This window comes from Streptomyces sp. NPDC090021, assembly GCF_044748225.1.
In the GTDB taxonomy this organism is placed as follows: domain Bacteria; phylum Actinomycetota; class Actinomycetes; order Streptomycetales; family Streptomycetaceae; genus Streptomyces.
In genome coordinates, this window is record NZ_JBIVFO010000002.1 from 119,405 (window position 1) to 138,548 (window position 19,144).

15 protein-coding genes are annotated in these 19,144 nt (G+C 74.0%); 11 read left to right on the forward strand and 4 right to left on the reverse strand.

The genetic code is table 11. The annotated features are described in order from the left end of the window. Window positions 1-40 precede the first annotated feature (40 nt). From ACIPXC_RS01710 to ACIPXC_RS01725, 4 genes are all read left to right on the forward strand, one after another. Window positions 41-1,267 (forward strand): arginine deiminase, encoded by a 1,227-nt coding sequence (locus ACIPXC_RS01710; RefSeq protein WP_401612247.1) that lies wholly within the window; start codon window positions 41-43, stop codon window positions 1,265-1,267. Window positions 1,268-1,380: 113 nt separating this feature from the next. Then, the gene (argF, locus tag ACIPXC_RS01715; RefSeq protein WP_401612250.1) at window positions 1,381-2,400 is read left to right on the forward strand and encodes an ornithine carbamoyltransferase; all 1,020 of its coding nucleotides are present in this window, start codon (window positions 1,381-1,383) and stop codon (window positions 2,398-2,400) included. A 124-nt stretch (window positions 2,401-2,524) separates the two neighbouring features. Continuing rightward, entirely contained in the window at window positions 2,525-3,352 is an 828-nt protein-coding gene (locus ACIPXC_RS01720) for an enoyl-CoA hydratase family protein (RefSeq protein ID WP_381756106.1), read from the forward strand. A gap of 4 nt (window positions 3,353-3,356) precedes the next feature. Further along, window positions 3,357-5,612, forward strand: coding sequence for a bifunctional salicylyl-CoA 5-hydroxylase/oxidoreductase (locus tag ACIPXC_RS01725; RefSeq protein ID WP_401612253.1), 2,256 nt, complete (start codon window positions 3,357-3,359; stop codon window positions 5,610-5,612). A 327-nt stretch (window positions 5,613-5,939) separates the two neighbouring features. On the opposite strand, the gene ACIPXC_RS01730 is transcribed toward ACIPXC_RS01725, so the two are convergent. Continuing rightward, the gene (locus ACIPXC_RS01730) at window positions 5,940-6,740 is read right to left on the reverse strand and encodes a PaaX family transcriptional regulator C-terminal domain-containing protein (RefSeq protein WP_401612255.1); all 801 of its coding nucleotides are present in this window, start codon (window positions 6,738-6,740) and stop codon (window positions 5,940-5,942) included. Between the two features lie 4 nt (window positions 6,741-6,744). Then, window positions 6,745-8,406 carry an AMP-binding protein gene (locus ACIPXC_RS01735; RefSeq protein WP_401612258.1) on the reverse strand — a complete coding sequence of 554 codons (1,662 nt, stop codon included), beginning with the start codon at window positions 8,404-8,406 and terminating at the stop codon, window positions 6,745-6,747. Between the two features lie 148 nt (window positions 8,407-8,554). Between ACIPXC_RS01735 and ACIPXC_RS01740 the strand changes: the two genes are divergently transcribed. Beyond that, window positions 8,555-9,730, forward strand: a complete 1,176-nt coding sequence (locus ACIPXC_RS01740; RefSeq protein ID WP_401612261.1) for an acyl-CoA dehydrogenase family protein — start codon at window positions 8,555-8,557, stop codon at window positions 9,728-9,730. After that, entirely contained in the window at window positions 9,727-10,125 is a 399-nt protein-coding gene (locus tag ACIPXC_RS01745; protein WP_401612264.1) for a RidA family protein, read from the forward strand. The genes ACIPXC_RS01740 and ACIPXC_RS01745 overlap by 4 nt, the downstream gene beginning before the upstream one ends. 124 nt (window positions 10,126-10,249) lie before the next feature. On the opposite strand, the gene ACIPXC_RS01750 is transcribed toward ACIPXC_RS01745, so the two are convergent. Together ACIPXC_RS01750 and ACIPXC_RS01755 are read right to left on the reverse strand one after the other, a co-directional pair. Beyond that, window positions 10,250-10,531 (reverse strand): GNAT family N-acetyltransferase, encoded by a 282-nt coding sequence (locus ACIPXC_RS01750; protein ID WP_401612267.1) that lies wholly within the window; start codon window positions 10,529-10,531, stop codon window positions 10,250-10,252. A gap of 60 nt (window positions 10,532-10,591) precedes the next feature. Beyond that, window positions 10,592-11,971, reverse strand: a complete 1,380-nt coding sequence (locus ACIPXC_RS01755; protein WP_401612270.1) for an aminopeptidase P family protein — start codon at window positions 11,969-11,971, stop codon at window positions 10,592-10,594. A gap of 174 nt (window positions 11,972-12,145) precedes the next feature. Between ACIPXC_RS01755 and ACIPXC_RS01760 the strand changes: the two genes are divergently transcribed. The 5 genes from ACIPXC_RS01760 (at window position 12,146) to ACIPXC_RS01780 (ending at window position 19,132) form a co-directional block, all read left to right on the forward strand. Then, window positions 12,146-14,530 (forward strand): collagenase, encoded by a 2,385-nt coding sequence (locus tag ACIPXC_RS01760; RefSeq protein ID WP_401612273.1) that lies wholly within the window; start codon window positions 12,146-12,148, stop codon window positions 14,528-14,530. Window positions 14,531-14,612: 82 nt separating this feature from the next. Next, the gene (locus ACIPXC_RS01765) at window positions 14,613-15,785 is read left to right on the forward strand and encodes an NAD(P)/FAD-dependent oxidoreductase (protein WP_401612276.1); all 1,173 of its coding nucleotides are present in this window, start codon (window positions 14,613-14,615) and stop codon (window positions 15,783-15,785) included. A gap of 130 nt (window positions 15,786-15,915) precedes the next feature. Further along, window positions 15,916-16,227 carry a (2Fe-2S)-binding protein gene (locus ACIPXC_RS01770; protein ID WP_401612279.1) on the forward strand — a complete coding sequence of 104 codons (312 nt, stop codon included), beginning with the start codon at window positions 15,916-15,918 and terminating at the stop codon, window positions 16,225-16,227. A gap of 442 nt (window positions 16,228-16,669) precedes the next feature. Further along, window positions 16,670-18,142: an FAD-dependent oxidoreductase gene (locus ACIPXC_RS01775; protein ID WP_401612282.1), complete on the forward strand. Its 1,473-nt coding sequence runs from the start codon at window positions 16,670-16,672 to the stop codon at window positions 18,140-18,142. Between the two features lie 75 nt (window positions 18,143-18,217). Then, window positions 18,218-19,132, forward strand: coding sequence for a dihydrodipicolinate synthase family protein (locus ACIPXC_RS01780; protein WP_401612285.1), 915 nt, complete (start codon window positions 18,218-18,220; stop codon window positions 19,130-19,132). Window positions 19,133-19,144 lie beyond the last annotated feature (12 nt).

A 19,144-nucleotide genomic window follows, 5' to 3' on the forward strand; every position in this document is an offset into this window, starting at 1 on the left:
GCCACCTCAAAAAGCCGCCCGGTCTGCGAACGTGTACGGCATGGGATTCCACGTCGACTCCGAGACCGGGCGGCTGCGCCGCGTCATCCTCCACCGGCCCGACCTGGAGCTGAAGCGGCTCACACCGAGCAACAAGGACGCACTCCTCTTCGACGACGTGCTGTGGGTGCGCAGGGCGCGTCAGGAACACGACGGCTTCGCGGACGTGCTGCGGGACCGGGGCGTGGAGGTCCATCTCTTCGGGGACCTGCTGTGCGAGGTGCTGGACGTCCCGGAGGCCCGGCGCCTCGTCCTGGACCGGGTCTTCGACGAGAAGGAGTACGGGCCGCTCGCCACCGACCACCTGCGGGCCGTCTTCGACGGGCTGACCCCGGCGGCGCTGGCACAGGCGCTGGTCGGCGGCATGACCAAGCGGGAGTTCCTGGAGCGGCACGCCGAGCCCGTGTCCGTACGCTTCCACGCCCTGGACCTCGACGACTTCCTGCTGGGGCCGCTGCCCAACCACCTCTTCACCCGCGACACGTCCGCATGGATCTACGACGGGGTGTCCATCAACGCGATGCGCTGGCCCGCCCGGCAGCGTGAGACCGTCCACTTCGAGGCGATCTACCGGCACCACCCGCTCTTTACCGCCTCCGGGGCCTTCCACTACTGGTCACAGGGTCAGGCGGACTACCCCTCGACGATCGAGGGCGGTGACGTCCTCGTCATCGGCAACGGCGCCGTGCTGATCGGGATGAGCGAGCGGACCACTCCGCAGGCGGTGGAGATGCTGGCGCGGGGCCTGTTCGCCGCGGGTTCCGCGACCTCCATCGTGGCCCTCGACATGCCGAAGCACCGGGCCTTCATGCACCTGGACACGGTGATGACGATGGTCGACGGAGATACGTTCACTCAGTACGCGGGACTCGGCATGCTCCCCTCCTACACGATCGAGCCGGGGGACGGGGGCAACGAGCTGAAGGTGACCGACCACCCGGCGGAGCACATGCACCGGGCCATCGCGGCGGCGCTCTCCCTCGACTCGATCCGGGTGCTGACCGCGACCCAGGACGTGCACTCGGCGCAGCGCGAGCAGTGGGACGACGGCTGCAACGTGCTCGCCGTCGAGCCGGGCGTGGTCGTCGCCTACGAACGGAACGTGACCACCAACACGCACCTGCGCAAGCAGGGCATCGAGGTGATCGAGATCCCGGGCAGCGAGCTGGGGCGGGGCCGGGGCGGACCGCGCTGCATGAGCTGTCCGGTGCAGCGCGACGCCGTCTGAGCAGGCAGGTCCGCGGCGGGGCGGGAGAGGTCACACCACCGGCTCTGTATATCAATACGGTGCGTCGTATAGACTTCCAACATCCCCTGTCACCGTGACGCTGGAGCGACCCCATGGCCCCCGACCTCAAAGGCCGCAGTTTTCTCAAGGAGCTGGACTTCACGGCCGCCGAGTTCCGCGGCCTGATCGAACTCGCCGCCGACCTGAAGGCGGCCAGGAGGGCCGGGGTCGAGCAGCGCCTGCTCCGGGGCAGGAACATCGCGCTGATCTTCGAGAAGACCTCGACGCGCACCCGCTGCGCCTTCGAGGTCGCCGCCGCCGACCAGGGTGCCCACACCGTCTACCTCGACCCGGCCGGCTCCCAGATGGGGCACAAGGAGTCGGTCCGCGACACCGCGCGGGTGCTGGGCCGCATGTTCGACGGGATCGAGTACCGGGGCGACAGTCAGGAGGCCGTCGAGGAGCTCGCCGCGCACTCCGGGGTCCCCGTCTTCAACGGTCTGACCGACGACTGGCACCCCACCCAGATGCTCGCCGACGTCCTCACGATGACCGAGCACAGCACCAAGTCGCTGGACCGCATCGCCTTCGCCTACCTCGGTGACGCCCGCTTCAACATGGGCAACTCGTACCTCGTGACCGGTGCCCTGCTGGGTATGGACGTACGGATCGTCGCGCCCAAGGAGTACTGGCCCGCCGAGCACGTGGTGGCCGAGGCGCGCAGGCTCGCGGCGGACAGCGGCGCGCGGATCACCCTCACCGAGGAGGTCGCCGAGGGCGTCGCCCAGGCCGACTTCGTCGTGACCGACGTCTGGGTGTCCATGGGGGAGCCCAAGGAGGTCTGGGACGAGCGGATCGCGGCCCTGGCCCCGTACGCCGTCACCATGGACGTGCTGCGGGCCACCGGGAACCCGGACGTGAAGTTCATGCACTGCCTGCCGGCCTTCCATGACCTGGGCACCAAGGTGGCCCGGGAGATCCACGAGCGGCACGGGCTCGACTCGCTGGAGGTGACGGACGAGGTGTTCGAGTCGGAGCACTCCATCGTCTTCGACGAGGCCGAGAACCGGCTGCACACCATCAAGGCCGTACTCGTCGCCACGCTCGGCCGGCCCGGCCCGGGTGACGCATAGTCATACGCCGGGCCGCCGTCTTCCGGGCCGACGCGTGACCGCGCCGGCCCGGAAACGGGCCTCCCGGACCCGGTGTGTAGCGTTTCTCTGACGGTAGTCACGATCTGGTGATAACGTCGGTGGTGTGAGCCCCTTCACCGGTTCCACACCAGCGACCGAACGGTGGCACCACCTCCGGGTCACCCGGCAGGACGGCGTCGCCACCGTCACCTTCGACCGCCCCGAGAAGATCAACGCGCTCACCTTCGGCGCCTACGCCGACCTGCGCGATCTGCTCGCCGAACTGTCCCGCGAGCGTTCCGTGCGCGCCCTCGTCCTGGGTGGCGAGGGCCGCGGCTTCTGCTCCGGCGGAGACGTCGACGAGATCATCGGCGCCACCCTCGCCATGGACACCGCCCAGCTCCTCGACTTCAACCGGATGACCGGCCAGGTGGTCCGCGCGATCCGCGAATGCCCCTTCCCCGTGATCGCCGCCGTGCACGGGGTGGCCGCCGGAGCAGGCGCCGTCCTCGCGCTCGCCGCCGACTTCCGGATCGCCGACCCCACCGCACGCTTCGCCTTCCTCTTCACCCGCGTCGGCCTCTCCGGCGGCGACATGGGCGCCGCCTACCTGCTGCCCCGCGTCGTCGGCCTCGGCCACGCCACCCGCCTGCTGATGCTCGGCGAGCCCGTCCACGCCCCCGAGGCCGAGCGGATCGGCCTGCTCAGCGAACTCACCGAGGAGGGCAAGGCCCACGTACGGGCCGCCGAACTCGCCGCCCGCCTCGCCGCCGGCCCCTCCCTCGCCCACGCCCAGACCAAGGCGCTGCTCACCGCAGAACTCGACATGCCACTGGCCGCGTCGGTCGAGCTCGACGCGGCCACCCAGGCCCTGCTCATGAACGGCCAGGACTACGCGGAGTTCCACGCGGCCTTCACCGGGAGGCGGCCGCCGGAGTGGAAGGGCAGGTAACGCCATGCCGCTCGGCAGCGCATTGCGGGTCGCCGTCGTCGGCGGCGGACCGGGAGGACTGTACGCCGCCGCGCTGCTGGCCCGCCGGGGCCACACCGTGGAGGTGTGGGAACGCAACGCCCCCGACGACACCTTCGGCTTCGGCGTCGTGCTCTCCGACGAGACCCTCGGCGGCATCGAACGGGCCGACACCGTCGTCCACGCCGCCCTCGGCGCCGAGTTCGTGCGCTGGGACGACGTCGACATCGTGCACCGCGGACGACTGCTCACCTCCGGCGGCCACGGCTTCGCCGCCATCGGACGGCGCCGGCTCCTGGAGATCCTGCACGAGCGCTGCGCCTGCCTCGGCGTCCGGCTCCGCTTCCGCACCGAGGCCCCGGACCTCACCGAACTGCGGGCCTCCCACGACCTGGTGGTCGCGGCCGACGGCGTGCACAGCGCGATCCGCGAGGCCGACGCCGCCCACTACCGGCCCACCCTCACCCCCGGCCGCTGCCGCTACATCTGGCTCGCCGCCGACTTCGCCTTCGAAGCCTTCCGCTTCGAGATCGCCGAGACCGAGCACGGCGTCATGCAACTGCACGCCTACCCCTACGCCGCGGACGCCTCCACCGTCATCGTCGAGATGCGCGAGGAGGTCTGGCGGGCGGCCGGCCTCGACCTCTGCGACGAGGACGAGTCGGCGGCCCGCTGCGCCAAGATCTTCAGCGAGGCCCTGCGCGGACGGCCCCTGCACGGCAACCGCTCCGCCTGGACGCAGTTCCGCACCGTCGTCAACGAGCACTGGTCGCACGGCAACGTGGCACTCGTCGGCGACGCCGCGCACACCGCCCACTTCTCCATCGGATCCGGCACCAAACTGGCGGTCGAGGACGCCCTCGCCCTCGCCGAGGCCCTGGACGCGTCCGAAGGGGACGTACCGGCCGCCCTCGCCGCGTACGAGACGGCCCGCCGCCCGGCGGTCGCCAGCACCCAGCGGGCCGCGGCCGCCAGCCGCCGCTGGTTCGAGGAACTCGCCGGATACGTGGACCAGCCCGCCCGGCAGTTCGCCTTCAACCTCCTCACCCGCAGCCGCCGCGTCACCCACGACAACCTGCGGCTGCGCGACGAACGCTTCACCCGGGCCGTGGAACGCGACTTCGGCTGCCCCGACGACGCCACCCCGCCGATGTTCACCCCGCTCACCCTGCGCGGCCTCACCCTGCGCAACCGGGTCGTCGTCTCACCCATGGACATGTACTCGGCCCAGGACGGCATGCCCGGCGACTTCCACCTCGTCCACCTCGGCGCGCGGGCGCTGGGCGGCGCCGGACTGGTCATGACGGAGATGGTCTGCGTCAGCCCCGAAGGCCGCATCACCCCCGGCTGCACCGGCCTCTACACCCGGGAACAGGCCGAAGCCTGGCGGCGGATCACCGATTTCGTCCACACCTCGGCGCCCGGCGCCGCACTCGGCGTCCAGCTCGGCCACTCCGGCCGCAAGGGCTCGACCCGGCTGATGTGGGAGGGCATGGACGACCCCCTCCCCGAAGGCAACTGGCCCCTGGTGGCCGCCTCCGCCCTGCCCTACCGGGAGGGCGTCTCCGCCCTCCCGCGCGCCCTGGACCCGGCGGACCTCACCGCACTGCGCTCCGACTTCGCGGCGGCCGCCGTCCGCGCCGCCGACTGCGGCTTCGACCTGCTCGAACTGCACTGCGCCCACGGCTACCTGCTCTCCGGCTTCCTCTCGCCGCTGACCAACCACCGCACCGACGCCTACGGCGGCTCCCTGGAGAACCGCCTGCGCTTCCCGCTGGAGGTCTTCGACGCCGTCCGCGACGTCTGGCCCGCGGAGCGCCCCATGACCGTGCGACTGTCGGCCACCGACTGGGCGCCCGGCGGCACCACGCCCGAGGAGGCGGTGGAGATCGCCGCCGCGTTCGCCGCCCGCGGCGCGGACGCCATCGACGTCTCCACCGGCCAGGTCGTCGCGGACGAGGCCCCCGAGTACGGGCGCTCGTACCAGACCCCGTACGCCGACCGGATCCGCAACGCGCTCGGCGTCCCCGTCATCGCCGTCGGGGCCATCTCCTCCTGGGACGACGTCAACTCCCTGCTGCTGGCCGGCCGGGCGGACCTGTGCGCCCTCGGCCGCCCCCACCTCTACGACCCCCACTGGACCCTGCACGCGGCCGCCGACCAGTCCTACGAAGGCCCGGCCGCCCCCTGGCCGACCCCCTACCGGGCCGGCAGCCGCAAACCCCCCACGGGCCGGGGCTGACCCCCGCTCGGTCCTCCAACGGCACATGACCCGGGCGGAGGCGGACACCGTTGCCCGTCGGATCGGCCACGTGCAGCGGGACCGGGCCGCGGCGGCACCACCGCAGGGGCGGGGACACGGCGGAGTGTCCCCGCAGGACGAGGCGCAACCAAGGCCGCCCGGCCCGGGACAAAGAGCACGCGCCGAGCCGAGGAGACACTCCGCTGGGGCGCCGCCCCGCCCCGCACACCACCGCCCGGCCGAACCCCCCGCTCCCACCGCCGAGCCCGCGCAGCGCCCCGGTCGGGAGACGCCGAACACCCGCCGAGCATCCCCGCAGGGGACGGGCTACAGGTTCACGAACTCCGCGCCGATGTCCCGCAGGCGGGCGTGGAGTTCGGTGAAGACGGCCGCCGCGCGGTCGCCCGGCCAGTCCGCCGGGAGCAGTTCGCGCGGCAGGCCCGGGTCGGCGTACGGCAGGCGGCGCCAGCTGTCCAGCGCCAGGAGGTAGCCGCGGTAGGCCTCCTCCGGCGTGGGCCGGGGGCCCGACTGGAGCGCCCGCAGGGCCGGCTCGTGCACGTCGAGGAACTCCTCGTGCTGCTTGGCCAGTGCGGCCAGGTCCCACCACCGGGATACCGCCTCGGCGGTCGGGGCGAAGCCGAGGTGGTCGCCCCGGAACAGCTCCACGTACGGCGTCAGGTGCAGCCGCTCCAGCGTGTGGGCCGTCTCCTCGGCCAGCCGGGCCGGGGCGATCCACACGCCCGGCGCCACCGATCCGAAGCCGAGCCCGGCCAGCCGCGAGCGCAGCAGGTGCCGGTTGTGCCGCTCCTGCTCCGGCACGGAGAACACCGCCACCAGCCATGCGTCCGACGGCTCCGGGCTGCCGTAGATGCGGCGGTCGCCGTCGTCCAGGAGCCGGCGGGCCTCGCCGGAGAGCTCGTACGCCGCCGAGCCGTCCGCCGCGCGCGCCGGCAGCAGGAAGCCGCGCCGCTTCAGCCGGGACACCGACGAGCGGACCGACGGCGGGTCGACGCCGGCCGCGCCCAGCAGGCGGACCAGCGCGGACACCGGGACCGGGCCCTCGAAGGCCCGCCCGTAGGCTCCGTAGAACGTGACGATCAGGGATCGCGGGGTGTGCTGCTCGACCACGGCTTCACTCTAGGCCGTCGGACCGGCCGGGTCCCGCTCCTTGATCGCGGAGCCGGAATCGCTGGAGCTTGCCCGTGGCGGTCCGCGGGAGCGCCGGGAGGAAGACGAACGACCGCGGACACTTGTGCGGGGCCAGTTCCGCCCGCATGAAGGCGCGCAGGGCGTCCTCCGTAAGCACCACCCCCTCCCGGGGGACGGTGTACGCCACGACGATCTGCCCGCGCCGCTCGTCGGGGCGGCCGACCACGGCGGCCTCCATCACGTCCGGGTGGCGCAGCAGGGCCTCCTCCACCTCCGGGCCCGCGATGTTGTAGCCCGCCGAGACGATCATGTCGTCGGCGCGGGCGACGTAACGGAAGTAGCCCTCACCGTCGCGTACGTAGGTGTCGCCGGTCAGGTTCCAGCCGTCCCGCACGTACTCCGCCTGGCGGGGATCGGCGAGGTAGCGGCAGCCCACGGGGCCGCGCACGGCCAGCAGCCCCGGTTCGCCGTCGGCGACCGCCCGGCCGGCCCGGTCGACGACACGGGCCTGCCAGCCCGGTACCACCCGACCGGTGGTACCGGGCCGGATGTCCTCGTCGGCGGCGGAGATGAAGATGTGCAGCAGCTCGGTCGCCCCGATGCCGTTGACGATGCGCAGGCCGGTGCGTTCGTACCAGGCCCGCCAGGTGGCGGCCGGCAGGTTCTCCCCGGCCGAGACGCAGCGGCGCAGCGAGGACAGGTCGTACATGCCCACGTCGTACGGGCCGAGGGCGTCCAGCATCGTCCGGTAGGCGGTCGGCGCGGTGAAGAGCACCGTCACCCGGTGCTGCGCGAGGGCGGGCAGCAGCCGACGGGGCACCGCGTCCTCCAGCAGCAGCGCGGACGCGCCGGCGCGCAGCGGGAAGACGACGAGCCCGCCCAGGCCGAAGGTGAAGCCGAGCGGCGGACTGCCCGCGAAGACGTCGTCGGGCCGGGGCCGCAGCACGTGGCGGGAGAAGGTGTCGGCGACGGCGAGCAGGTCGCGGTGGAAGTGCATGCAGCCCTTGGGCCGCCCGGTGGTCCCGGAGGTGAAGGCGATCAGGGCGACGTCGTCGGCGGAGGTCGGGACGGCCGTGAAGGGCCGCCCGGTGTGTCTCTGCGCCAGCCGGAGCAGGTCGTCGGGGGTGCCGCCGCCGTAGGGGGTGATCCGCAGCCCCGGCACCTCGGCCTTCACCAGGTCGTCCAGTACGTCCGCGTGGCACAGGGCGTGCCGCACGCGGGCCATCGCGCACACGGTCGCCAGTTCCTGGGCGCGTTGCTGGGGCAGCACGGTGACGGCCACCGCGCCCGCCTTCATGACGGCGAGCCAGCAGGCGGCGAGCCAGGGGCCGGTGGGGCCGCGCAGGAGCACCCGGTTGCCGGGGACGACACCGAGGTCGGTGGTGAGCACATGGGCGAGGCGGTCCACGCGGTCGCGCAGCCCGCCGTACGTCCACACCGTGCCGGAGCCGTCGCGGAAGGCCGGGCGGCCGGCGCCGTCGGGGCCGAACCGGGCGATGGTGGCGTCGAGCAGCTCGGCACCGCAGTTCAGCCGGTCCGGATAGGCCAGTTCGGGCAGCTCGAAGAGCAGTTCCGGCCAGGCGTCCGCGGGTGGCAGGTGGTCGCGGGCGAAGGTGTCGACGTGAGCGGAAGGCTTGAGGTCCAAGGCGGGTTCGCCCCCCTTGCAGCGGTCCGGAGTGGGGTGGGGCCGGCCGTGCGGTCGTTTCTCCCGGCGACCGCCGGGAGGTACTCCTTGGAGCGTATCGTGATGGTGACGGCAGTCAACAGGACGCGATAGATGCGGGGATGTTCGGATGACCGGATTCGCGCTCGGAGTGGACCAGGAGGAGTGGTGCGGGCGGTTGCGCGCACTGGCGGCGCAGCGGCTGAGGCCGCTGGCGGAGAAGGGGGAACCGGGCAGGGTCAACCGGCCGCTGCTGGCGGCCCTGGGGGAGCTGGGCCTGCTCGGGCGGGTGTTCGCCTCGGGCGCGCTGGAACTGTGCCTGCTGCGGGAGTCCCTCGCCTACGGGTGCACGGAGGCCGAGACCGCGCTGGCCCTGCAGGGGCTGGGGGCGTACCCGGTCCTGCGGGCGGGCGACGAGGCGCAGCGGGAGCGGTGGCTGCCGCAGGTGCGGGCCGGGCGGGCGGTGGCCGCCTTCGCGCTGAGCGAGCCGGGGGCGGGCTCGGACGCGGCGGCGCTGGCACTGGCCGCGGAGCCCGATCCGGCGGGCGGCTGGCGGCTCAGCGGGGAGAAGTGCTGGATCTCCAACGCGCCCGAGGCGGATTTCTACACCGTGTTCGCCCGGACGGGTGAAGGGCCGGGGGCGAAGGGGGTGTCGGCGTTCCTGGTCCCCGCGGACCGCGCCGGGCTGACCGGCGAGCCGCTGGACATGCTCTCCCCGCACCCCATCGGGTCGCTCCGCTTCGACGGGGTGCCGGTCGGCCGTCAGGACCTGCTGGGCGAGCCCGGGCGGGGCTTCCGCGTCGCCATGGACACCCTGAACCTCTTCCGGCCCAGCGTCGGCGCGTTCGCGGTGGGCATGGCCCGGGCCGCACTGGACGCGACGCTCGCCCACACCGCCGGGCGGTCCGCGTTCGGCGGCACGCTGAGCGACCTCCAGGCGGTGGCGCACCGGGTGGCCGAGATGGCCACCCGCACGGAGGCCGCCCGGCTGCTGGTGTACGCGGCGGCGGGCGCGTACGACCGGGGCGAGGCGGACGTGCCGCGCCGGGCGGCGATGGCGAAGCTGCTGGCGACGGAGACCGCGCAGTACGTGGTGGACCACGCCGTCCAGCTGCACGGAGCGGTCGCACTGCGGCGCGGGCACCTACTGGAACACCTCTACCGGGAGGTGCGGGCGCCGCGGATCTACGAAGGGGCGAGCGAGGTGCAGCGCACGATCATCGCGAAGGAGCTGTACGGGGCGCTGGGCGCGGTGCCGGGCCGGGCGTCGGCGCCGGGCCCGGGCGGGGAGGTGGCGGGCCGATGAGCCTTGACCGGATCAACCCGGCGGAGCTGTCCCCGGCTACGGGCTTCTCGCACGCGGTGGTGGCCACGGGCTCGCGGATGGTGTTCCTGGCGGGACAGACCGCGCTGGACGGCGCGGGCAAGGTGGTGGGGGAGACCCTGCCGGAGCAGTTCGAGACGGCCCTGGCGAACCTCCTGTCGGCCCTGGCCGCGGCGGGCGGCGCGCCGGCGGACCTGGCCCGGGTGACCGTCTACGCGGTCGATGTGGCCGCGTACCGGACGCATGCGGCCGAACTGGGCCGGATCTGGCGGCGGGCGGCGGGCCGCGACTACCCGGCGATGGCCGTCATCGGCGTGGTCCGCCTCTGGGACGACCGGGCCCTGGTGGAACTGGACGGGGTGGCGGTCCTCCCGTAGGCGACCCGTACGAGACGCGGGGCGGTGGGGGCCGGTGTGGACTCGCTTGCCCGAGCGGGTCCGGTGACCGGCCCTCCGTGGCAAGCCGATCCCCGTCCTGTGCCCTGCAGGAGGGGCGCCACGGTCAAGGCGTCACCGCCGATGCCCGTTCGGGTGGCTCGCCGCGGGGGGCCGGGTTGCGGGCCATTGCGGTGACCGTCAGGGGGCCCAGCCGGGTCTCGTTCAGCGTGGTGAAGCCGAAGTGCCGGTAGAGCCCGACGTTCGACGGGTCCGCCGTCGTCAGGTGGACCCCCGCCCCGGCGGGGACGGCCGACAGGACGTGGTCGAGCAGGGCGCGGCCGGTCCCGCGGCCCGTGAGGGCCGGGCGTACCCCGGTGAACTCCGGGGTCCAGGACCCCGGCGGCACGCCGCCCTCCGTGGCGCGCAGACGTACTGATGGGGTGTACCGCGAGTACACCCCACCGGTTCAGTCGCGGCCGGACTCCAGGAGGCGGCCCATCCAGTCCTCGATGCCCGCGACCGTGCGCGGCAGCGCGCCCGACATCAGGCGGGCGCCGTCCGCCGTGATCACCAGGTCGTCCTCGATGCGGACGCCGATGCCCCGCAGTTCGGCCGGGAGGGTCTCGTCGTCGGGCTGGAGGTAGAGGCCGGGCTCCACCGTCAGGACCTGGCCCTCCTCCAGGACCCCGTCCAGGTAGGTCTCCGCCCGCGCCTTCGCGCAGTCGTGCACGTCGAGCCCCAGCATGTGCCCGCTGCTGCACAGCGTGTACCTGCGGTGCAGGTCGCCCTCCGCGTCCTTCAGGACGCCCCACTCGGCCAGGCCCTCCGCGATCACCCGCATGCCGGCGCGGTGGAAGTCCCCGAAGCTCGCTCCGGGGCGCAGGGCCGCGATGCCCGCCTCCTGGGCGGCGAGGACCAGTTCGTACACCTGGCGCTGGACGGGTGAGAAGCGGCCCGACAGCGGGAGGGTGCGGGTGATGTCCGCGGTGTAGAGGGTGTCCGTCTCCACGCCCGCGTCCAGGAGGAGCAGTTCGTCGCGGTCGAGCCGGCCGTCGTTGCGGATCCAGTGCAGGGTGCAGGCGTGGGCGCCCGACGCGGCGATCGTCTCGTAGCCGGTGCCGTTGCCCTCGGCCCGGGCGCGCAGGCCGAAGACGCCCTCGATCCAGCGCTCCCCGCGCGGGTGTGCCAGCGCGCGCGGCAGGGCCCGTACGACGTCCTCGAAGCCCGCGGTCGTGTGGTCGACGGCCAGCTGGAGCTGCTCGACCTCCCAGGCGTCCTTCACCAGGCGCAGCTCGGAGAGGGCCGAGGCGAGTTCCGGGTCGGCGGCGGCGTCGCGCCCCGCGGGGGAGCCGAGGGCGTCCAGGTGGTCGCAGCGGATGCCGGTGAGGCGCTCCGCCTCCGCCAGGTCCGGGCGGCGGCCCACCCAGAACTCCCCGTAGCGGCGGTCCCGGTAGAACTCCCCGTCCCCGTCCGCCCGCGGCGAGCGGGGGCGCAGGTACAGCACGGCCTCGTGCGCGTGCGGGCCCGACGGCTCCATGACCAGGACATGGCCCGCCTGGTCCTCGCCGGTGAGGCCGGTCAGCCAGGCGTACGCGCTGTGCGGGCGGAACCGGTGGTCGCAGTCGTTGGAGCGGACCTTCAGCTCGCCGGCCGCAACGATCAGCCGCTCGCCCGGGAAGCGGGCCGAGAGCCGTGCCCGGCGCGCCGGGGTGACGTCGTGGGCCGCGACCCGTGCGGAGGCGGGCAGCAGGGAGGCGGCCCAGTCGCCCGCCATGAACCGGGACAACTCCGGTGACACGGGCCGGTCGTGACTGCCCGTGTTGAGGCGGGCGGGGATGTCGGTCACAGGGGCTCCTTCACGGAAGACGCGAACTTGTGGGCGCACAGGTCTTGTCAGTGCAATTTCACATTACTATGTTACAGCTCACACCGCGGCCTGTTAATCCCCGTCAAACGCCGCGTGAAGCAGGGCAGTTCACGCACCACCCCCCACCTCACACTCTCCGAACAGGAGTTCTCGGTGCTCAAGCACAGAGCTGTGCGCTCTTCCCTCCTCGCCTCCGCCGTAGCGGTGACCCTTCTCGCCACCGCGGCGCAGGGCACCACGCAGGCCGCCGAGTCCGCGGCCCCCGCCGCGTTCACCGGCGCCCCGGCCGCCGCCCCCGCCACCGCGGCCCACGGCCCCACGGGGAACCCTTTCGACGAGGTCGACCGCTTCGCCGACGCGAAGGACAACGCTCCGGCGCCCGCCCCGGCCCCGGGCGGCCTGGACATCTCCGGCCAGGTCCCCGGTGCGGCCCCGGCCAGTGCACCCGCCCAGGATCTGGAGAAGCGGGGCATGGCGGCCAGGTCGGCCCCCACCGCGAAGAGCGTCGCCGCGGGCGTCCCCTGCACCCTCGACGGGATCACGAACCTCACCCCCGAGCAGTTCGCGGACTTCCTCGCCGACCAGGCCGTCCTGGCCGACGGCTGCCTGCGCGGCCTCATCTGGACCTGGGACGCCCGGCTGGCCCCCGTGATGTCGGACGCGCACGTCCAGGCCGTCTCCCGCCGGATATCCGCCCTGGCCGCGGCCCACGACGGCCGCAACTCCTCGCACCTGGAGGAGATGTTCACCTACCTGCACGCCGTCGCCTACCACGACTTCTCACGCGACGAGATCGACGTCACCGACGCCCCGACCACCGCCGCGATACGCAAGGCCATCGACGACTACGGCAACGCCGCCCGGACCTTCGACGTCACCCCCACCAACGCCCGCACCCTGCGCGAGGCCCTCTACGCCGCCGGTCCCGGCCTGCGCCAGCACCAGCTCGGCCTGGTGCAGAAGGTCCTGGCCACCATGGACCCGGCCCACCCGGCCACCCACCTCGACCCCGCCTGGGCGGGCGCCGTGCTCGCCGCGCTCTCCACCAACTACCTCGGCGTCTACCCGGGCAACCAGGACAGCGCCTTCCACGCCGCCGTGGCCGCCGACCCGGCCTACCGCGCCGCCTTCAAGGCCTTCGCCGGCTACACGCACCTCAAGGGCACGGCCAACGCCTGGGTGGTGCGCGACGCGCTCAGCGAGTACGCCCGTTTCGGCCAGGTCCAGGGCCTGCGCGACCAGGTCGTCGCCGACATCGGCGCCCTGCTCGGCCCCCTCAGGGCCGGGTTCGGCGACGGCAGCGAGCCGTGGGCCAAGGTCGTCTCCTGGCTCAACTTCTACCAGGCCTGCGCGCCGTACGGGGTGTGCAAGGAGGACATCGAGAAGCAGCTCTTCCCGTACACCTACACCTACGACAACGGCGCCATCAAGGTCCGCACCGGCCTGGACCGCGCCACCGTCGACCAGCTCTACTACGCGAGCAAGCAGGTCAAGGCCCAGTACCACCGCGTCCTCGGGACCGACCAGCCGCTCGCCGGCGACCCCAACACCACGCTGAACATCGTGCTCTACGGCTCCCGCGCCGACTACGTGAACTACCACCCGATCCTGACCGGCTACGGCACCAACAACGGCGGCATCTACATCGAGAACGGCGCCACCTTCTACACCTACCAGCGCCGCGTCCCGCAGGACTCCTCCCTCACCCTGGAGGAACTCTTCCGCCACGAGTACACGCACTACCTCAACGGCCGCTTCGCCGTCCCCGGCTTCTTCGGTCAGGGCCCCTGGTACGAGAGCGACCGCACCACCGCGATGGACGAGGGCACGGCCGAGTTCTTCGACGGCGCGACCCGCGACGACGGCATAGCCGTCCGCAAGTCCCTCGTGAAGAGCATCATCAGCGACACGGCCGACGGCGGCCCGCGCATGACCGTCGAGCAGCTGCTGAACGCCACCTACGACGGCGACGGATTCCGCTTCTACAGCTACGCCGGCACGTTCTTCGAGTTCCTGTGGACCGAGAAGCCCACCCTGCTGCGCGAGATGTACACCCACCTGCGGAACAACGACGTCGCGGCCTACGACGCCTGGCGCCACCGGATGGGAGCCGACACCTACCTCCAGCGCGGCTACGACCGCTTCCTGGACGCGCAGATCGCCAAGGTCGACCAGCTCTTCGTACCGAACACCGCCTTCACCCCCAACGACCAGCTGCGCGACTCGGCGCTCGCCTCGGTGAAGTCGGCCTTCGCCTCCGCCACCTACAACACCCCGGACTGCGTGGAGAACGGCGACCCCGGCAAGCGCCGCTTCACCTGTACGGGCCGGATCACCGCGAACCTGAAGAACTGGCGCAACGACGACCAGAACTTCAAGGACATGTCGGAGACGGTCGACTACTTCATCCTCGACCGGGCGGGCGCCGCCTCCAACAACCTCGCCGACATGAACTGCTCCTTCGGTCCGCTGGAGATCTGGAGCAACAAGGTCGCGGGGACCTCCAGTTACAGCTGTGAGGGACCGCTGCGCAGCTGACGGGCTCCGGACCGGTCCCGCGCCCGAGGAGGAGCGCGGGACCGGTCTGGGCAGGCACTAAAGAATGTGACATATTACTGTCGTGCTCAAGAGACACTCTCTGGACGCTGTGATCATCGGAGCCGGCGTCGTCGGGGCGGCCTGCGCCTACTACGCGGCCCGCGCCGGACTCTCCGTGGCCGTGGTCGACCGCGGCGCCGTCGCCGGCGGCACCACCGGCGCCGGCGAAGGCAACCTGCTCGTCTCCGACAAGGAGGCGGGCCCTGAGCTCGACCTCGCCCTGCTCTCCACGCGGCTGTGGACCGAACTGGCCGGGGTTCTCCCGCGGGAGATCGAGTACGAGCCCAAGGGCGGGCTCGTCGTCGCCCCGGACGAGGCCACCGTGAAAGCCCTGCGGAGCTTCGCCGAGGGGCAGCGCGCCGCCGGGGTCGACGCGGTCGAGGTGCCGGCGCACGCCCTGCACGACCTGGAGCCGCACCTGGCCCAGGGCCTCGCGGGGGGATTCCACTACCCGCAGGACGCCCAGGTCCAGCCGGCGCAGGCGGCCGCCCGGCTGCTCGCCGCGTCGGGAGCCGCGGTGTATCCGGGCGAGGAGGTGACGGAGGTGTTGCGGGACCGGGGCGCCGTACGGGGGGTCCGCACCCCGCGCCGCGAACTCCTGGCCCCCGCCGTGGTCAACGCGGCCGGCACCTGGGGCGGACACATCGCCCGGCTCGCGGGTACGGAGCTGCCCGTCCTCCCGCGCCGCGGCTTCGTCCTGGTCACCGAGCCGCTGCCGCGGGTGGTCCGGCACAAGGTCTACGCCGCCGACTACATCGCGGACGTCGCCAGCGGCTCCGCCGCCCTGCAGTCCTCGGCCGTGGTCGAGGGCACCCCCGCGGGGCCGGTCCTGATCGGCGCCACCCGCGAGCGGGTCGGCTTCGACCGGAGCCTGTCGACGCAGGCCCTGCGGCGGCTGGCCTCCCAGGCCGCGGCCCTCTTCCCCGTACTGGGCGGCGTGCGGGTCCTGCGCACCTACCACGGCTTCCGCCCCTACCTGCCCGACCACCTCCCGGCCATCGGCCCCGACCCGCGCAGCCCCGGGCTGCTGCACGCCTGCGGCCACGAGGGCGCGGGCATCGGCCTGGCCCCCGCCACGGGCCTGCTGATCGCCGCCGCCCTGACCGGAGCGGACCCCGCGCTCCCGCTGCACCCCTACCGCCCGGACCGCTTCGGCGGGGACGGACCGGCGGGCTCCGCAGGCGGGCCGACGTGAGGTCCGGCCGGACACCGGCCGACGCGCCGCGTACGCACCCCGCGGGCTCGGGCCGGACCGCCCGGTGCCCCGCCCCGGCCCCACACCACTGCCCGCAGTACGGCTCAGTCCACCCGAGGAGGACCCACTGATGCGCAGCCCCCGTTCCCTCGTGGGCGGCAGCCCGAACGCCCGCTTCACGGTCGACTTCGACGGGCGTGAACTGCCCGCCCTGGAGGGGCAGAGCATCGCAGCCGTGCTCTGGGCCGCCGGGATCCTCGCCTGGCGGACCACCCGCGAGGGCGGCTCGCCGCGCGGGGCGTTCTGCGGGATCGGCAGCTGCTACGACTGCCTCGTCACCGTCAACGGCCGGCCGAACCAGCGCGCCTGCCTGCTCCCGGCCCGGCCGGGGGACGCCGTCACCACCCAGGAGGGAACCGGCCGTGCCGACCTCGCCGTCTGACCCCACCGGCCGGCGGCCCGCCGCGGGGCCGACCGACGCTCCGTCCCGGTCCGGGGAACGGCCCCGGTCCACGCGGCCGTCGGACGACGGCGCGCGGTCCGCGCCCGCCGGGCCGGCTGCGCCCGCCGGTGCCGCGTCCGTCGGGCCGGGTGTGCCCGCCGGGTCCGCGCCCGTCGGGCCGGGTATGCACGCCGGGTCCGCGCCCGTCGGGCCGGGTATGCACGCCGGGGCTGCGCCCGTCGGGCAGGCTGCGCGCGTCGGGCAGGCTGCGCGCGCTGGGGCGGGTGCGCCCGCCGGGTCCGCGCCCGTCGGGCCGGGTGCGCACGCCGGGTCCGCGTCCGTCGGGCAGGCGGCGCCCGCCGGGCCGGGTGTGCCCGCCGGGCCCGGTGTGCACGCCGGTGCCGCGCCCGCCGGGCCGGCCGCGCCCGCCGGGGCGGGTCCGGTGGACCTCGCCGTCGTCGGGGCCGGCCCGGCCGGGTTGGCCGCGGCCGTCACCGCCGCCGGGCTCGGCCTGCGGGTCGCCGTCCTCGACGCGGGCGACCGCCCCGGCGGGCAGTTCTACCGCCACCCCGCGCCGGGGCTGGGCGCGGACCGCCCCGAGGCCCTGCACCACGACTGGACCGAGTTCGCGACCCGCGAAGCCGCCCTGCGCGCCCACGAGTCGGCCGGCCGGATCACCTACCTCCCGCTCCACCACGTGTGGACGGTCGTCCCGGGCGGGGCGCCTTCGGCCGAAGCGGAAGCCGGGCACCCCGCGCCCGGCCGGAAGAGTGTTGCCGAGCCCGCCACGGAGTGGACCCTGCACGCCGTCGCCGGCCACGCCCCCGACGAGCGGGCCGTGACCGTCACCGCCCGCGCCGTGCTCATCGCCACCGGCGCCCACGAGCGGCAACTGCCCTTCCCCGGCTGGACCCTGCCCGGAGTGGTCGGGGCCGGCGGGGCGCAGGCCATGCTCAAGGGCGGCCTGGTGCTGCCCGGCAAGCGCGTGGTGGTCGCCGGGAGCGGGCCGCTGCTGCTGGCGGTCGCCGGATCGCTCGCCGCCGCCGGAGCCACCGTGCCCGCCGTGGTGGAGGCCGCCGCCTACACCGCGTACGCGGGCCGGGTTCCCACCCTGCTGCGCAACCCGGGCAAGCTCGTCGAGGCCGCCTCCTACGGCGGGGCACTGGCCCGGCACCATGTCCGGCTGCTCACCCGGCACGCCGTCACCGAGGCCCACGGCACCGGCCGGATCGAGGCCGTCACCGTGGCCCGGCTCGACCGCGACTGGCGTCCGCTGCCCGGCACCGCCCGCCGGATCCCCTGCGACGCGCTCGCCGTCGGCCACGGGCTCGTGCCCCAGCTCGAACTCGCCACCGGACTCGGCTGCGCCACCCGGCCGTCCCCCGACGGCACCGTAGCCCTGGAGGTGGACGCCGAACAGCGCACCTCGGTCCCCGGCATCTGGTCCGCGGGGGAGACCGGCGGTATCGGCGGGGCCCAGCTGGCGCTGACCGAGGGCGAGCTGGCCGCGCACTCCGTCGCGGCCGCGCTGCGGCCCGCGGCGGACACCCCCCGCACCGGCCGCCCCGAACGGCTCGCCCGCCGCCGTGCCCGGCTGCGCGCCTTCGCCGACGCCATGGCCGCCGCCCACCGCCCCGGCGAGGGCTGGACCGGCTGGCTGCGGGACGACGCCGTCGTCTGCCGCTGCGAGGAGGTCCCGGCCGGCCGGATCCGCGAGGCGGCCGAGGACCTCGGGGCGCGGGACGCCCGTACCGTCAAGCTGCTCACCCGGGCCGGCATGGGCTGGTGCCAGGGCCGGATGTGCGGCCCGGCCGTCGCGGCCCTGGCCGGGGCGGAGCCCGCGGCGGACCGCAGGCCCTTCTCCTGCCCGGTCCCGCTGGGCCATCTCGCCGAACTACCCGCCACCGACCGCTGATCAGGGGTGCCGCGGCCCTTGTGGCCGCACCGCACCCACTAGTAAAATGTCACACACCACACTAGGGAGCCTCTCATGACCAACGCGCACATCCCCGCGCCCCGCACCCGTCCCTGGCACGGAATCATGGTCGCCACCGCGCTCCCCCTGCGCGAGGACCTCACCGTCGACCACGACGCCTACGCCGAGCACGTGGCCTGGCTGATCGCCAACGGCTGCGACGGCGTGGTCCCCAACGGCTCCCTCGGGGAGTACCAGACCCTCACCGACGAGGAGCGGGCGCGCGTCGTGCGCACCGCCGTCGAGGCGGCCGGGGACGGCGCCCGCGTCATGCCCGGCGTAGCCGCCTACGGCAGCGCGGAGGCCCGCCGCTGGGCCGACCAGGCCGCCGAGGCCGGTGCGGGCTCCGTGCTCCTGCTGCCGCCCAACGCCTTCCGCGCGGACGAGGAGACCGTACGCGCCCACTACGCCGAGGTCGCCCGCGCGGGGCTGCCCGTCGTCGCGTACAACAACCCCATCGACACCAAGGTGGACCTGGTCCCGTCCCTGCTCGCCCGGCTGCACGCCGACGGATCCATCGTCGCCGTCAAGGAGTTCAGCGGCGACGTGCGCCGCGCCTACGAGATCGCCGAGCTCGCCCCGGGCCTGGACCTGCTCATCGGTGCCGACGACGTCCTCCTCGAACTCGCCCTCGCCGGGGCCGTCGGCTGGATCGCCGGCTACCCCAACGCCCTGCCGCGCTCCTGCGCCACCCTCTACCGGGCCGCCGTCGCCGGTGACCTGGAGACCGCCCTGCCGCTGTACAAGTCCCTGCACTCGCTGCTGCGCTGGGACTCCAAGACCGAGTTCGTCCAGGCGATCAAGCTCTCCATGGACCTGGCGGACCGCCCCGGCGGCGCCACCCGACCGCCGCGCTTCCCGCTGACCGGCGACACCGAGGCGGCCGTCCGCGCCGCCACCGAGAAGGCCCTGGCCGAGGGCCTCAACTAACCAGCCGGAGGG

Coding starts and splice junctions, on each gene's coding strand:
- ACIPXC_RS01710 (WP_401612247.1), top strand. CDS start 41: ATGGGATTCCACGTCGACTCCGAGACCGGGCGGCTGCGCCGCGTCATC.
- argF (WP_401612250.1), top strand. CDS start 1,381: ATGGCCCCCGACCTCAAAGGCCGCAGTTTTCTCAAGGAGCTGGACTTC.
- ACIPXC_RS01725 (WP_401612253.1), top strand. CDS start 3,357: ATGCCGCTCGGCAGCGCATTGCGGGTCGCCGTCGTCGGCGGCGGACCG.
- ACIPXC_RS01740 (WP_401612261.1), top strand. CDS start 8,555: ATGACCGGATTCGCGCTCGGAGTGGACCAGGAGGAGTGGTGCGGGCGG.
- ACIPXC_RS01745 (WP_401612264.1), top strand. CDS start 9,727: ATGAGCCTTGACCGGATCAACCCGGCGGAGCTGTCCCCGGCTACGGGC.
- ACIPXC_RS01770 (WP_401612279.1), top strand. CDS start 15,916: ATGCGCAGCCCCCGTTCCCTCGTGGGCGGCAGCCCGAACGCCCGCTTC.
- ACIPXC_RS01780 (WP_401612285.1), top strand. CDS start 18,218: ATGACCAACGCGCACATCCCCGCGCCCCGCACCCGTCCCTGGCACGGA.